Source organism: Pseudoalteromonas sp. 5Ae-yellow, assembly GCF_014077565.1.
Classification (GTDB): Bacteria; Pseudomonadota; Gammaproteobacteria; order Enterobacterales; family Alteromonadaceae; genus Pseudoalteromonas.
Genome location: NZ_JACGWD010000093.1, coordinates 1 through 14,159, shown reverse-complemented (window position 1 = coordinate 14,159; position 14,159 = coordinate 1). Strand labels below are relative to the sequence as shown.

Genomic DNA, 14,159 nt, shown 5'->3' with positions numbered 1-14,159 from the left:
AATGGTCTAATCCCATTTAATTACATCTGTGCTTGCCTTGATGAACTGTGCCAGCCTGAGCCCGATATCGACAGCTTGTTACCCTGGAATTTTAAAACATAGGTGTAGTTCGCTAGACGCTCACGATGAACAGGATGACTATCCGTTTGATGCAACTAAAACCACAATTACTATCGTCCAAGAAGAAGAGTTTAATAACAATAACGATGTAGCTACTGTTGTACCTGAAGGATTACCATTTAGACTTTCTGGACGAATTCAGCAAATAAACGATCAAGACTATTACAAAATTAAACTTAAAAAAGATGTGGCAGTTACCGTGCTTTTATCGTCTTCAAGTAATGAATTTGACCCAGGTATGGCAGTAATGGACAGCTCTGTAGTAGCCATTCAGTCGTGGGCACCCAATTTTACTGCTGTAGGCAAGTACAAGCGAGCAATTCAAGTAAAACCAAGCGAATCTGGCACCTTTTATATTGTTATTAATGATAAAGAGTTTAGAGGCAAGCAATCATACGATTATCAATTACATGTGTTTGTAGATGAGGATGTAGATGCAATTGATGACTCTTTAGAGCCTGCTTTTGGCTTTAAAGGTTATACGCAGGATACGGATGGCGATGGCATTTATGATGGTACTGAGTTTTACGTGTTTAATTTAGATTCAGCGTATGCCCTTGATGTTGATAATGACGGTACACCAAACTGGCTTGATGAAGACTCGGATAATGACGGCATTAAAGATGTACTAGAAGGTGCATTTGATTTAGACGAAGATGGCTTGGGTAATTTTGTAGACTTAGATTCCGATGCAAACACTATTGACGATAGTAAAGATGCGGGGAATCCTCAAAGACCTTTAAATCATGATAAAGACGAATTAGCTAACTTTATTGATTTAGATGACGATAACGATTTAATTTTAGATGTAAACGATCCTGAACCACTAAACTCAGCATCAAATGGCGCGTATGGGACCGATAATTATTTAGAGATTAGTAACATTTACTATTTATTGAATGGCAGCCAAGAAGTTGAAAGTGTTATTTTAGCAAATAAAAAACACCGAATTTACGGTGAAAACTTATCAAATGGATTTTTAAACTTCAACATAAAGGGCAGTCTTTCTCCCGTTAACCTTCCTGTTAATGCTAATGGCAAGGGCTATATTGACTTTGTTATGCCGCGTAATGCTACAAGTATTAGTTATAGTGCAGCAAATATACGTACAGCACCTATTGCACTTACGTTTAATCAAAAATTTTCGCCGATAATAGCGTATCAAGGGGTTATAGAATCGTCAGCGAATGCTCAGGTTGTTTTATATGGCAAACACTTTTCAGACGACACCTTAGTGTATTTAAACGATGTAGAGCTTACCCCTTTAGCAATTTCTCCGACTAGCTTAAGTTTCATAGTTCCAGCAAATGCTGAATCAGGCAAATTATATTTAAAAAATAGCTATGGAAAAAGTAACGCTTCTAAAATTGCTGTATTTAGTGAAACAACACTAACAATAGATGAGTCCCTAGGTTTTGCTAATTCTAAAGTGGTTGCAAGTACATTTATATCTGGCATAGAAAAAAAGATCGATGTTAACAATAGCGTTGCCGTCGTGCCTGTATCAAGCAATAACGCCACAACCATCACATTATATTTTGGTGATGAACAAAAGTATTATTTAAATGCACTTTATTTAGGACAAGCAGATTTACAAATTACACCACGATTTCTTGCTGCATCTACTGCATGGGGGTTAAGTGGCGTGAACCAAACACAGCAACCCGCAAAATTAAGAGCTTTATTCACACAAGTACTTAAGCTAAATGAAGTAATTGAGTTTGCAGATTATATTAAAGAAAATAATAACCAATTGCCTAAATATAAAAGCAAAAAATTTACGACTTTAAAATGGGCGGCTGCAGATGCAATTACAGCTCATATTAAAAAATAAACAGGACATTTTTATGAAAAATAAACTAATCACACTTTTAATTGCGGGGCCTTTATTAAGCTCATCTTTTTTATCAATGGCTAGCGAAGTGCCATCTAAAGAGTATTTTAATAAACGCTGTATGGATGCATGGCAAAGTATTAAAGCCGGAGACCGAGAGGCTTTATTTGCAGAGTTACCACCAAAATTACAAAATTGGAATGAAGGTAAAACAGCGTGGAATCAGGTTGATAAAGCAATAAAAGAATATAAAGAGGATTGGGATGAAACTAAGCTTGCAAGCTTGACTATTACGCAAGTGAAAAATCATGGAGATGGTTCTTACAGTTCGACAGGATTGCAAGATTCAGTACGTAAACGTAGGGCAAAATTTTATCCTGAAGCTACTCGAGAGTATATAGTTTATTATTCATTTAAACTCGATAAAGGTTTACATCAAAAATCATGTGTATTTTTAGAGCTAGATAATCAATGGTATATGTACCATACCTTTATTTGATTATGAATTTTATATCTGAAAAACTTAAACATACATTTGAAGTATGTTTTGCACACAAGCGCTGGGTGCCTTATACGCGAATAAAATCGTTTTTAGGTATGTTACTAGGGGCGTTTTTCGCCTCCTTTTTTATTGATGGTCAACCGAGTTACTCAAACGCAGACCAAACATTAAATACCATGTTTGTGGTTACCCCGTTTTTGTTTTTTGGGTTGGTGCTATTGCAATCCTCATTACAAAAAACATTTTACAACGCCGATGTATTTATCACGCGCAAAGGTTTAACCATGCCAGATTTTAAAGGCGAGCGTGAGGTGTTTATTGCTTTTAAAGATATAGAGGCAATGTATATTAATTACTTTCCGTTGACGCCGCTGCTATGGTTTGGTCCTTACATAAGTACGCATTTGGCAATTAAATCAGTCAGTGGAGAGAGTTATGGAGTACATACGTTTAATTTAAATGATTATAGAACCATTGTTAATTATTTAGCGAAAGTGCATAACGTAAAAATCAAACACCGTTTTTCATGGTGGACGTTAACCTACTTATCTCTTTTCCCAATCGGGTTTTTATTGGGCTTTATTGTTTAATTTACTTAAAAAACTAAGGAAAGACATGCAATTAAAATATCTATCAATCCCACTACTTGCAAGTGTGTTAACTGGGTGTGGCACACAAGATGTTGTTATAACAAAAGCGATTAGCTTTGAGCCATCAAAATTTATGCGTGAGAATGCTAAAACACAGCCTTTTTTGGTTGTTGAAATAGAAGGTGATGGGAAAGCGGGTACCTGTAAGATTGATTTTCCAATAGGTATGCTAAAAAGTAAAAGAGCAATTAAAGGCACCGGCTCTGAACTGCGAATGCGTTGTAGCTATGATAATGTAAAAGGTTATGGCACGGGTTATACACATGAATATAAACGCGCCGAGTTACACCATTTAGGTGACAACAAAGCCACGTTATCGTTAAATGTAGTGCTATATACACGCAAAGAAGATTTATCGATTGAAGTGAAAACACTCAAGCCACTTGAGTTTGAATACACGCTTTAAATAATAAATACACAGAAAAATGGATTAACATACAAGGATGGATTCTTGAAAATACCTCTATTGTACCTCTCATTATTGAGTTTAAGCATCGCTTTTAGCTCGCTAAACTTTATAACCCCCGCTCACGCAAAAACAGACCAATCATCATCGGATTTAGGCACCTGGCAAAATAAAGACGAAGACGTTGATGGCGTGCCTGATGAGCTGGATGACTATCCGTTTGATAATTCGCGCTCTAAATTTATTGAAGTTCAAGACAGCGAGCCTAATAATAATCCCAGTGTTGCTACACCTTTAGCTGCTGGGATCCCTTTTAGGGTAAAAGGTGCTATTTCAAACAAAGGAGACAATGGCGATCTATATAGTTTTCAAGGTAAAGAAGGAGATTTTGTTTCAGCATTAGTTACCTACGAGTCTGAAGTTTTTGCTCCCAAAGCTTACTTTTCGGATGAAAGTGGCTTGGCTATTAACTCTTCTTTAATACATTTTAGTAAAGAAAATAAAACTTTTTTTGTAACTGTTATTATCCCTAAAGATGGTTTATTTCATTTGGGGGTAATTGATAGTAGTTCAGGCGGAAATCCAAGTTTCAAATATCAAGTAGATGTTTTTTATGATAAAGATATCGATGGTATCCCAGATAACAAAGAGAGAGCGCTTGGTGTTCTACCTGAAAGTCAAGATACCGACAAAGATGGAATTCCTGACTTTTATGAATACTATGTAGATGCATCTATAGGTTTAGACCTTGATGCTGACGGTATACCACATATGCTTGACGATGATAGTGATGGCGATGCAATTAGTGATAAGTTTGAAGGATTCACTGACCCTGATAAAGACGGCCTGTACAACTTCATTGACCTTGATAGCGATGGAGATTCAATTTTAGATAGCCAAGAAAAGGTAAATGATAAAGGAACACCACTGGATTCGGATTATGATGATATAGCTGATTTTTTAGACTTAGATAATGATGGTGACTACATATTAGACATTCATGACTCTGATCCCTATGCAAAAGCTGAAAGTATCTCAATGGATTCAACCCCATTTATCCAAATTAGTAGTGTGAGTTCTTTAATTAATGGGGTAACGACTAAGGAAGTATTGAGAGGGAATGATATCGTTGTTGTAAACGGTATGAATATGGAAAGTGCAAAAACACCAATTTTAGTTATTTATTCACAAGACAAAATTTATAATTTCATACCCACCTATAGCAAGGGTAAGTATAGATTTAAGCTTAATATTCCTGAAGGAAAACATAGAGCATTTTTATATATTAACGACTTAAAAACAAATGATATTTACATCAAAGTGTATGGTAATGATGTACCACTTATTTTAGGGCCTTCTGCTGTTATGCTTAAACGAGGTGCTAATTTCACATTAAACGTAACTGGAGCTACGCAAGACACTAAGGTTATATTGGATGGAAAAGCGATTGTTCCAAATAGTGTATCGCCAACATCAATAACTTTCCACGTACCTAATAGAGCAGAAAAGGGGACTCTTCATCTCTTTAATGATTCGGGTACAAGTAATTCGATACTATATGATTTTTAATAAAGGTTTGCGTTAATACCGAACATGGATTACCAGCTTAAGATCTACTTGTATCTGGAACCTATTCGGAATAAATACTGGAGTATAAGTTTATAAAAAGTTAATAGTACGCAGAGGACTCTCATTAAATAAAATCACAATAAGGATTATACAGATGAAAAAACTACCATTAGCGATTGTACTTGGCTTAGCCAGCAGTATAGCATCACTTGAACTGCAAGCAGAGACCGATAAATCGCTATACGCAACTGTTTCAACCGAAGAGCAGCGCAATGTTGACATACAGCTTAGTAAAGCAAAACAAGGAGATGCTGAAGCGATGGCGAGGGTGGGCCGGCTTTATGCAAAAAGTTCAGGGAGAGAGTACCCGCAAGACTTTGATAAGGCACGATACTGGTTAGACAAAGCTATTGAACAGGGTAATACTGATGCCTTTTACTATTACGCAAAGTTATATGAAAAAGGAACCTTTGGTAAAAAAGACCCTGTTAAAGCGTTTGAGTACTATCAACAAGGTGCAGACGCCGGAAACATGACTGCTATGTATTTTGTATATGAGGGCTACCGCGATGGTAAGGGGGTTGCAGCAGATAAAGAAAAAGCCCAACACGTGTTGGATGAGTGCGCAGAAAAAGGCGGGTCGCTATGTTCTGACTTGAAAAGGGTTTTAGGTAACTTAAATAAAAACAAATAATATTATGCAATTTAATGATGAAAAACTTAAACAGAGTTTTGCTGCTTACTCTCACATATTTGATAAAGTAAGCGATAAAAATCACATAGCATTTAAAACCAAAGCAACGGGTCTCGCTCGTACCTTAGGGGTTATATTTGCTGTGTTGGCGCTAGGTGCAAGCACACAAAGTTTATCGTTGCAATTTTACGCATGGGCAACGGCGGTGTTTGTATGTTTATCACTTTTATTGCTTAGTACCAAAGTGTTACTGGTATTTACAACTGCAAGCAAAGGTTGTTATTACAGTATTTCAATACTCGGTATAAAGCACAAACAACATGCTTATTTACATAGTAAAGGGTTTATCGTTGAGCCTGATACTGATTTACAAAATAAGTGGCGGCTAGTAGTTGCCAATCAACGCTATTTATTAAATAGCCGAAGCGATGCTGAGTCACTGGCTTTAATGTTAGGTTTATGGTTAAACACAAATGCTTTCATTAAAGAACACAGCGGTGCAAAGCAAGTGCTAATAACTAAATAAAACTATCAAAAATAATAAAAAGGACATTTTTAATATGAGAACATTACAAAACGACCCTGCGCCAGTTTTATGGCGAATAAAAGATTATGCCAAGCTTACACTGCCTTTTTTTGTACTGTTTTTATTTGCAAATATACTGAGGTTACTATGAAGCCAAAGTCCCGTAAATCAGCAGATGGTACCTTTTATATTTACAAAGATATGGGGATGTTTAGAGCGACAGGTTTCGTTATTGGGCTTATTTGTATTGCTCAATTAGCATTTTCTTACGATAAAGCCGATTTTGATCTATTTGCGTGGGCATGTGTTTCTACATTATGTTGGCATTTGCTTTTTTTAAAGTCGCGCTTAAGTGTGCCTGCAAATGATAGTGTGCTTGAATTTAAAGCCAGCTCACTTTACCGAATTAGGGCAGTACGTTATCAATTGAAGGATATCACTAGTGTAATAGCCACTCGCCATCCTATAAAAAAAGAGTTTTTTCAATATCATGTTGAGTTTGAAAATTTAGCAAGGGTTACTTTAGGTTATAGTCGCGCACATAAAAATGTTAGAAATATCGCAAAAGAGCTAGCTGAGCATATTGATAAGCCTTTTGTAGATGATATTAAAAATTTTTTCGATTGAGACGCTAAAACTTTATAAACAGTTAATCTATTAAACAGGAAAGTGCACAGTGCCTAAGGTGTACTTAATAAACTCAGCAAATTGGTAAAATGCATACAAATCGAAAATTACAGGAGAAAACTATGAAAAAATCGCTGTTTTTACACTGGCTCAATCATTACTTTTGTCATTTACGGCAAGTGCCGTTGACTACAGTATCCCGATTGAAAACTGTAAAAAGTCAGTAGATATCGTTTTAAATCAAGATTATGAGCTTTTTAAGCAGCTTTATGCACCGCTACCTAAAGATATGGACCAAAGTATTGTAAAAGGAATGATAGCTCGTAAGCATAATAATTATACAAAAAAACAGTATTTGGGTATCCATAACTTTACAATCGTCGGTACTGAGGTACTTGAGGATGCTAAAAACAGTATATATCAAACATCACAAAAGAATGCATTGAAGTATGGTTACACTGATGAGCTGTGGGTTAATTATACATTTACAACATCAAAAATACTTCTTGGTAAAAAGAAAGACAACGTAACAATAAAAGGAAAATGTAAATTTGGACAAGTCGATGGCAAGTGGCTTATGGTCAACTTATTAAGAAGTTAAATATGACCAATAATGAACAGCCAACCAGCCTAGACGATAAAAAATGGTTTGAAAATGTTCACTTTAAAGAGCAGGATACCTTAAGCCCAACGAGTGAAATTAAACTCCCTTTATTGCGTTTATTATGTCATTTGTCTTTCCCAATTGAGATATTATTTGCTGTAGTTTTAATTACGCTTTCATTGGTGGCCGGACTTTGGTTAGTTGATAGCTATAGCTTAGCTAGTTTGGTTGTTTATTTACCGCTCCTTATTGGTACCCTATTATTAAAACGCATTCTTATATGGCGCAAGTTTGGTTTTAGTTCAAAAGAAGTGATGACTGTAAGCAAAGAGAAAATTAAAGTTAACCCATCGGTAAATGATTCATTAAAGCAAAGTATGTTAATTAAAAGGGATGATGTAGAAGCAATATTATTTAATTACAATTTTATTAATCACGTGTCTGAAACACATCAAGTTCAAGTAAATGCCGCGCTAAATAGGGCTTTTGTAAATCTAAAAACAGGCGAAAACATTGAGTTGAACGTTAACAGAGTGGGGTTGTTTAATGTTTTGTATTTGTTGTATTACTTTGATTACCCATTAATTTATAAAAAATCATTTGAAGGAGGGGGCTCTAGTATCGGCTATTTGTTTTTACGCGTTTCTGGCATTTTAGCTAACTTCCCTATAGTAGCGATGTATTTCTTTGAGTTTTAAGTAAGTAACTAATATTAGAGTGTTTAAAATCGCTGTGGAAATTAGTTAAATTGTCCGGCAAATCACGCATAGTCTTATAGTGAGTTAAGACATGTAGCAAACAATCAAGTTAATGTGAATACTTAAATATAAAACGATTTGCGAATATCGGCAACTTCGAAAAACTATTTGTATAGGCTTCGTAAAATCAAATAAAGGCTTATGTTGTTACTGTGCATTCATTGTTTTGTATGTAATTTAGATTTCATTTTGGTAAATAAATATTTACTGAATAGAAAGTAAGTAATCAGGTAGTGAAAGTTGAATTTTCAACCTAAATGGTTGCTTATAAAGTATTCATCAGTACACAAAGTTTAAAACAGAGGGAGCATTATGATTAAAGGATTTGTAAGTATTATTTTAATTGCCGTACTCGGTATTACGCTATTAAGTATAGGGTTATATCGGTTTGCAATTCAGCCTGAATCTTCACAAACAATGACCTATGGGTTAATGTGTATTGGCGGACTTTTAAGTATGTACGGTTTGCTCGCTATGTTTTATGAAGGGCTTACAAAAAAGGCATATTAGATCTTTAGGGTTTAAATACTTTAGGCTTTAATTCTCATAAAGTATATACAGTTGATTGCTCTAAATATCATTTTTGATTAAATTGCATAGCTTATATAAATTAGGTACAGTTAAAAATTAAAGTGCCAAATGGATAAAGCAACAAGGATGGATTCTTGAAAATACCCCTATTTTACCTCCCGCTATTGAGTGTTAGCTGTGCTTTTAGCTCGCTAATGTTTATAACACCATTAAACGCAAAAACTATTAAACCAACTACCCATATTGGCACATGGCAAAACAAAGATGAAGACGGCGATGGCGTACCTGATGAGCAGGATGATTACCCGTTTGATGCCGATAAAACCACAATGTCGGTTGTTCAAGAACAAGAGTTTAATAATAACGTTGGCCAAGCAAATCCAGTTGGTGCGTTGCCGTTTGCTGTTGAGGGTGTTCTTTCTCTATCATCTGATATAGATGACTTTAAATTTACTGTTACTGAGGCTGATGTGCAAAGCGGTAAATCACTAAGTTTTATTGTGTTAGAGCAGTCTTCGCGGTTTCATCCGCAAGTTGGTATTTTCAAAAATAATGGTCAAGTAGTTGAGCACATCGAATTAGCGATAGACAAAGTTCCACCACTAGGCGCAGCAATTGCTTTTAACCCCACACAAAGCGGTGAATACAACCTGTCAGTACTTGATCGAAATGGTAATCATGCTGATGATTTTAAATATCAAGCATTCGGTTTTATCGATACAGATAAAGATGCAATACCCGATAACAAAGAGCAAGCACTTAAACTAAATTATAAAATTCAGGATTCCGATCGAGATGGCATTGCAGATGGAAATGAATATTGGGTATTTAGTAGTAAAAATGTATTTGCTCATGACGTAGATGGAGACTCAGTACCTAATTGGCTAGATGACGACTCCGATGGCGATGGCATACCTGATACTTTAGAGGGCACTGCTGATCTTGATACTGATCAGTTACCTGCATTCGTTGATTTAGACAGCGATAATAACATTATTAGTGATAGGGACGAACAAACTCAGAGTAATGGCACTTTAATTGATACAAATAGAAATGGAATCCCAGATTACATTGATATAGACGATGATGGTGATGCAGTTTTTGATGTGAATGACGAAGAACCAAAAAAAGTCCTTACTTACACTAGCGCAGAAAGTGATTCAGCAATAACGTTAGCATCAGTCTACTATGAACTTTCAGACTCAATATCGCTTCCCAATAAAGGAAGAGTTTTTAGACCTCTAATTATTAAAGGCGAAAATTTCCCTGAAAAAGGTGGTTTTGTTGTAATAACAAAAGGGGATGAGCGCCTTCCCGTTGTTAATATGCCCATTACGCAAGCTACAAACACTTCAATAAGCATCGTAATACCTAATTATGAAAAAATTGCATTGGAAGGAGAAGAGCTTTCATTATTTATTGTCAAAGATAATATCCGTAGCAATGACTTAACATTCCAGCTTTTACATCCCAAAACGCCTCTAATAAAGTCGATATCGACATCTCAAGCAGTACCTGGCGAACAAATCCAAATTGAAGGTGAAAGCATTAACGATTTGGCTAAGGTTGTAATGGGAGAAGGTAAGTATGAAGCCGACTGGGTATCAAACAGCCTTGCAGTATTTGTGATCCCTGATGAAGCAGCAAGTGGTTTATTTTATTTACAAAACGTTTATGGCAAAAGTAATTCCATGTACATCAATATTGATAATCAAAGGGAAGTAACACTCGACTTGAACCTCCCAGCTGCATACAGTGATTTGCAAGGGGAAGTCACTGTAATACCACAAGGGGCAAAGTACTCACAATTATCATTGGTTGATGGGCAAGCGTTTAGCTTTAATAAAGAAGGCTCTACAGTCTCAATTTGGTATGACGGGATTGCTATTTTATCAGCTGGTGTTGTGGGCAATGAAAGCGCGCTGTCGCTAAGTTTGCAAAGCACAGCTGAGGAGTATGTTTTGAAACCTTTTTTTGTTTCAGCAAGTCAATCTAAACGATTGGAAGCATTAAATAACTTACGTGCACTTGAAGAGTATGATGAGTATTTAGCGTATTTTACAAAAGGTGTAGAAGAGGATTTTAGAGTGTTTTTTTCTCCAAAAAACTACAAGCTATCCATGAAAATGCTCAAGCTTAGAAACAAAGTAAAAGCGATGTCTTATGAATAAAAAAGCTTACGATAATAGATATAATTTAATTGCGTGAGCAAAATTCAATCAACCTAATATAAACATAATGGATTAAATAATGTTTAAAAAAGTGATCATATCTTTACTCTTGTTATTCAGCTGCGCACATGCGTTAGCAGCTGAGCCCAATGTTGAGTTTAATGCTAAAAATAACCAAGCTGATATTTTTATAGAAAAATGCCAGTTATGGCGAAATGCTATGCGCGACGATAATAAAGAGGTTATGTGGAGCTTTGTAGAGGAAAAATATAAAGGTACGCTTAAACCTAAAATGGCTAAGAAAATGGAAAAAGTGGCTTCTAGTCATCGGCAAGCTCTCGATGAAGCTGGGGCTTATATTAAACGCGCTGAGTATTTATCGAATGAAGTGCCAAATGATGTTGCTGAAGTTATTATCAAATGGGGTAATGGTAAAAAAAAGGGCTTTAGTGATAGCTGTGTGTTTGAGCTGTTGCCTGGCACGACAAAGTGGGTGTTAGATATATAGCCAACAAATTATTAATTAAAATAAAAGTTGGTTTTGTCATAATAAACCAGCGATATGTATCGCTAGTTTATTTTTTAAAATTTAGTGAAGGCCCGCGCATAAATACTAACTAAATTTTAGTAGTATTAAATAGTATAACTTTAAAGCTAAATTATGGATTACTAAACAGGATGGACTCTTGAAACTACCTCTATTTTACCTCTCATTATTGAGCTTTAGCAGCGTTTTTAGCTCGCTAATGTTTATAACACCATTAAGCGCAAAAACCATTAAACCAACTATTCATATAGGTACATGGCAAAACAATGACGAAGACGGTGATGGTGTGCCTGATGAGCACGATGATTACCCGTTTGATGCTGCTAAAACTACAATGTCGGTTGTTCAAGAACAAGAGTTTAATAATAACGTTGGCCAAGCAAACCCTGTTGGGAATATACCTTTTAAAGCGGCGGGGGTTATTGCTAAAAATGTAGATATAGATGATTTTAAATTTAAGATCCCCAGCTCAATGCTATTTGAAGACTTATCAGTGACGATTATACTTTTTAAAGATGATTCACGTTTTACACCGTCTTTAACGATTATTAATAATAATGGCGATGTTATTTCTTCTATACCAACAAACATTGAACACGTTGGTAAAGTCGGTCAGGTTATTACTTTTTCACCTAAGCAAGCAGGTGAATATAATTTAAGTATTACTGATAGAAACAACTTAGGTGCAGATAGCTTTACATATACGGTACATGCATTTATTGATATAGATAAAGACGCAGTTCCCACAAACAAAGAGCTTGCTTTGGGAATGAACCACCTTGGGCAACATACAGATGCTGATAAAATACCCGATGGAAATGAGTACCATATTTATACAGCTAACTTTATCTTTAGTCATGATGTCGACAATGATGGTACTCCAAACTGGCTTGATTTAGACAATGATGATGATGGCATTACTGATGCTATAGAACAAACCTACGATTTAGATGGTGATAAAAAACCAGCCTTTATAGACTTAGACAGTGACAATAATGCAGTTTTAGATTCAGATGAATTAAACTTAGTTGAATTTATCCGTTATGATCTTGATGGTGATGGCATCCCTAATTTTTTAGATACTGACGACGATGGCGACTTTTTGTTTGATGAAAATGACACTCAGCCACTAGAAAAACTAATTGGTATAAATAACTTATACCCATCAAATACCTCAGTCATTAGCTCTGCAACATATTCTCATAGTGACGAAGCAGTATTTATTAACAAAGTTAGGCCGTTTTCCCCTGCTAATTTAAATGCAGAAAACCTAAAAGGTGATGCGGCACATTTGGTAATGTTAAAAGGGGATGACAAACAGCCAGTAGTTAATTTACCAGTGACGATTACATCAGAGAATAAAATTGAATTTGTTATACCTAATTATCCAAAGGTAGCGTTGGGCGGAGAACCCATTACATTTTTTCTAGCTATAGATGGCTATAAAACCAACAGTATTGATGCCACATTACTGCATCCAAAAACACCAGTTGTTACAGGCATTCCGATTAAAAATGTAGTTGAAGGCGATAAAGTATCAATAACTGGTGCAAATTTAGAAAGTGGTACTGCATTAGTTTTTGCAGATGGCCCAACAATTCAGTTGGATTATATAGACGATACTAATGCTAATTTTATCGTGCCTAGTGATGTTGGTACAGGCTGGTTTAGCTTACAAAATGTATATGGTGAAAGTAACTACTCAAGTATCAAAAAAGAACACGTTATATCCCTAAAGGTTGTCATGCCTGATTACTTACATATTAAGAGACCTTTTTATGTAGATAATTTAGACGGAGAGTTTTATGGCATTAATGCTTTTAATAACAAACAGGTACAAATAAGCTCAACCACTGATTATATTTCTCTTTATTACAAAAGCGGCATTCGATTATTCCAAAGTTACATAGCCGATGATAGCCAAATAGAGCTAAGTGTTGATAGTACGCTTAAATCTTTTGTTTTACGTGCTTTTGCATATCAAAACAAAGTTGAGAATGTCCAACAGTTAAAAAATAAAATAAGTGATTTAGTATCATACAAAGAGTTTAAATACTGGTATGAAGAAAATTTAAGGCAAGAGTCGATTGACGCATTTTTAAAAGATGACTCTTATAGCATTATTGGTAAAGCCACAGCAGTAGCCGATGATCTTTATAAAAAACTAAAAAGTGAACGTAAAAATAATAATTAAGAGTGAATAAGGGAACGTTATGTTAAAAAAAACCATGTGTGTATTGCTTGGTTCATTAGTTTTGCAAGGGTGTGTAGACTCATATTCAGTTAATGATGTTATTGAAGGTTCTGTCGAACTAAATCCCGATATTGGACTGTTAAATTATAAAGTGAGTGTTGAAGGTCTAGAGCGTGGTTGTTATATATACCTCTCTAAACCAGGTAACGACTTTTGGCATGTAGAAGATCAACAAAAAATGTTGCAGGGAGTTTCTTGTTTTAATAATAAGCGAAAGTTATTTGCTCAAGCACCTGACGTTAGGGCGTGTTGATCTTTGTGGTATGAAAAACAAACAGCATGAAGATAAGGTATAATTGAATTCGCCAGAAAACTTTACACCGAACCTACATGCCAAGATTAATGTTAACAGACGGGACATGGAAT

At 35.4% G+C, this 14,159-nt stretch carries 15 protein-coding genes; all 15 read left to right on the top strand.

Annotated features, from left to right (window positions below; translation table 11 throughout):
• Positions 1-40 precede the first annotated feature (40 nt).
• The 15 genes from H4J63_RS18170 to H4J63_RS18100 all read left to right on the top strand — a co-directional run bounded on the left by H4J63_RS18170 (position 41) and on the right by H4J63_RS18100 (position 14,046).
• A complete protein-coding gene (locus H4J63_RS18170; protein WP_182197861.1) occupies positions 41-1,954 on the top strand; it encodes a hypothetical protein in 1,914 nt (637 codons plus the stop codon).
• Positions 1,955-1,967: 13 nt separating this feature from the next.
• Positions 1,968-2,453 carry a hypothetical protein gene (locus H4J63_RS18165; protein ID WP_182197860.1) on the top strand — a complete coding sequence of 162 codons (486 nt, stop codon included), beginning with the start codon at positions 1,968-1,970 and terminating at the stop codon, positions 2,451-2,453.
• A gap of 2 nt (positions 2,454-2,455) precedes the next feature.
• Positions 2,456-3,046 carry a hypothetical protein gene (locus H4J63_RS18160; protein ID WP_182197858.1) on the top strand — a complete coding sequence of 197 codons (591 nt, stop codon included), beginning with the start codon at positions 2,456-2,458 and terminating at the stop codon, positions 3,044-3,046.
• 25 nt (positions 3,047-3,071) lie between these two features.
• A complete protein-coding gene (locus tag H4J63_RS18155) occupies positions 3,072-3,512 on the top strand; it encodes a hypothetical protein (protein WP_182197856.1) in 441 nt (146 codons plus the stop codon).
• Positions 3,513-3,557: 45 nt separating this feature from the next.
• Complete coding sequence (locus tag H4J63_RS18150; RefSeq protein WP_182197854.1) at positions 3,558-5,081, top strand: cell surface receptor IPT/TIG domain-containing protein; 1,524 nt, start codon at positions 3,558-3,560, stop codon at positions 5,079-5,081.
• A 154-nt stretch (positions 5,082-5,235) separates the two neighbouring features.
• Positions 5,236-5,775: a tetratricopeptide repeat protein gene (locus tag H4J63_RS18145; RefSeq protein ID WP_182197853.1), complete on the top strand. Its 540-nt coding sequence runs from the start codon at positions 5,236-5,238 to the stop codon at positions 5,773-5,775.
• Positions 5,776-5,779: 4 nt separating this feature from the next.
• The gene (locus tag H4J63_RS18140; protein WP_182197851.1) at positions 5,780-6,301 is read left to right on the top strand and encodes a hypothetical protein; all 522 of its coding nucleotides are present in this window, start codon (positions 5,780-5,782) and stop codon (positions 6,299-6,301) included.
• A 147-nt stretch (positions 6,302-6,448) separates the two neighbouring features.
• Positions 6,449-6,928: a hypothetical protein gene (locus tag H4J63_RS18135; RefSeq protein WP_182197849.1), complete on the top strand. Its 480-nt coding sequence runs from the start codon at positions 6,449-6,451 to the stop codon at positions 6,926-6,928.
• A 163-nt stretch (positions 6,929-7,091) separates the two neighbouring features.
• Positions 7,092-7,529: a hypothetical protein gene (locus tag H4J63_RS18130; protein WP_182197847.1), complete on the top strand. Its 438-nt coding sequence runs from the start codon at positions 7,092-7,094 to the stop codon at positions 7,527-7,529.
• Between the two features lie 2 nt (positions 7,530-7,531).
• Positions 7,532-8,230: a hypothetical protein gene (locus H4J63_RS18125; protein ID WP_182197846.1), complete on the top strand. Its 699-nt coding sequence runs from the start codon at positions 7,532-7,534 to the stop codon at positions 8,228-8,230.
• A gap of 372 nt (positions 8,231-8,602) precedes the next feature.
• Entirely contained in the window at positions 8,603-8,800 is a 198-nt protein-coding gene (locus H4J63_RS18120) for a hypothetical protein (protein WP_182197844.1), read from the top strand.
• Between the two features lie 215 nt (positions 8,801-9,015).
• Complete coding sequence (locus tag H4J63_RS18115) at positions 9,016-10,992, top strand: hypothetical protein (protein ID WP_182197842.1); 1,977 nt, start codon at positions 9,016-9,018, stop codon at positions 10,990-10,992.
• Between the two features lie 79 nt (positions 10,993-11,071).
• Positions 11,072-11,500: a hypothetical protein gene (locus tag H4J63_RS18110; protein WP_182197840.1), complete on the top strand. Its 429-nt coding sequence runs from the start codon at positions 11,072-11,074 to the stop codon at positions 11,498-11,500.
• Between the two features lie 238 nt (positions 11,501-11,738).
• The gene (locus H4J63_RS18105) at positions 11,739-13,733 is read left to right on the top strand and encodes a hypothetical protein (protein WP_182197839.1); all 1,995 of its coding nucleotides are present in this window, start codon (positions 11,739-11,741) and stop codon (positions 13,731-13,733) included.
• A gap of 19 nt (positions 13,734-13,752) precedes the next feature.
• Positions 13,753-14,046, top strand: coding sequence for a hypothetical protein (locus H4J63_RS18100; RefSeq protein ID WP_182197837.1), 294 nt, complete (start codon positions 13,753-13,755; stop codon positions 14,044-14,046).
• Positions 14,047-14,159: the final 113 nt, after the last annotated feature.

Coding starts and splice junctions, on each gene's coding strand:
- H4J63_RS18170 (WP_182197861.1), top strand. CDS start 41: ATGAACTGTGCCAGCCTGAGCCCGATATCGACAGCTTGTTACCCTGGA.
- H4J63_RS18165 (WP_182197860.1), top strand. CDS start 1,968: ATGAAAAATAAACTAATCACACTTTTAATTGCGGGGCCTTTATTAAGC.
- H4J63_RS18160 (WP_182197858.1), top strand. CDS start 2,456: ATGAATTTTATATCTGAAAAACTTAAACATACATTTGAAGTATGTTTT.
- H4J63_RS18155 (WP_182197856.1), top strand. CDS start 3,072: ATGCAATTAAAATATCTATCAATCCCACTACTTGCAAGTGTGTTAACT.
- H4J63_RS18145 (WP_182197853.1), top strand. CDS start 5,236: ATGAAAAAACTACCATTAGCGATTGTACTTGGCTTAGCCAGCAGTATA.
- H4J63_RS18140 (WP_182197851.1), top strand. CDS start 5,780: ATGCAATTTAATGATGAAAAACTTAAACAGAGTTTTGCTGCTTACTCT.
- H4J63_RS18135 (WP_182197849.1), top strand. CDS start 6,449: ATGAAGCCAAAGTCCCGTAAATCAGCAGATGGTACCTTTTATATTTAC.
- H4J63_RS18125 (WP_182197846.1), top strand. CDS start 7,532: ATGACCAATAATGAACAGCCAACCAGCCTAGACGATAAAAAATGGTTT.
- H4J63_RS18120 (WP_182197844.1), top strand. CDS start 8,603: ATGATTAAAGGATTTGTAAGTATTATTTTAATTGCCGTACTCGGTATT.
- H4J63_RS18115 (WP_182197842.1), top strand. CDS start 9,016: ATGTTTATAACACCATTAAACGCAAAAACTATTAAACCAACTACCCAT.
- H4J63_RS18110 (WP_182197840.1), top strand. CDS start 11,072: ATGTTTAAAAAAGTGATCATATCTTTACTCTTGTTATTCAGCTGCGCA.
- H4J63_RS18105 (WP_182197839.1), top strand. CDS start 11,739: ATGTTTATAACACCATTAAGCGCAAAAACCATTAAACCAACTATTCAT.
- H4J63_RS18100 (WP_182197837.1), top strand. CDS start 13,753: ATGTTAAAAAAAACCATGTGTGTATTGCTTGGTTCATTAGTTTTGCAA.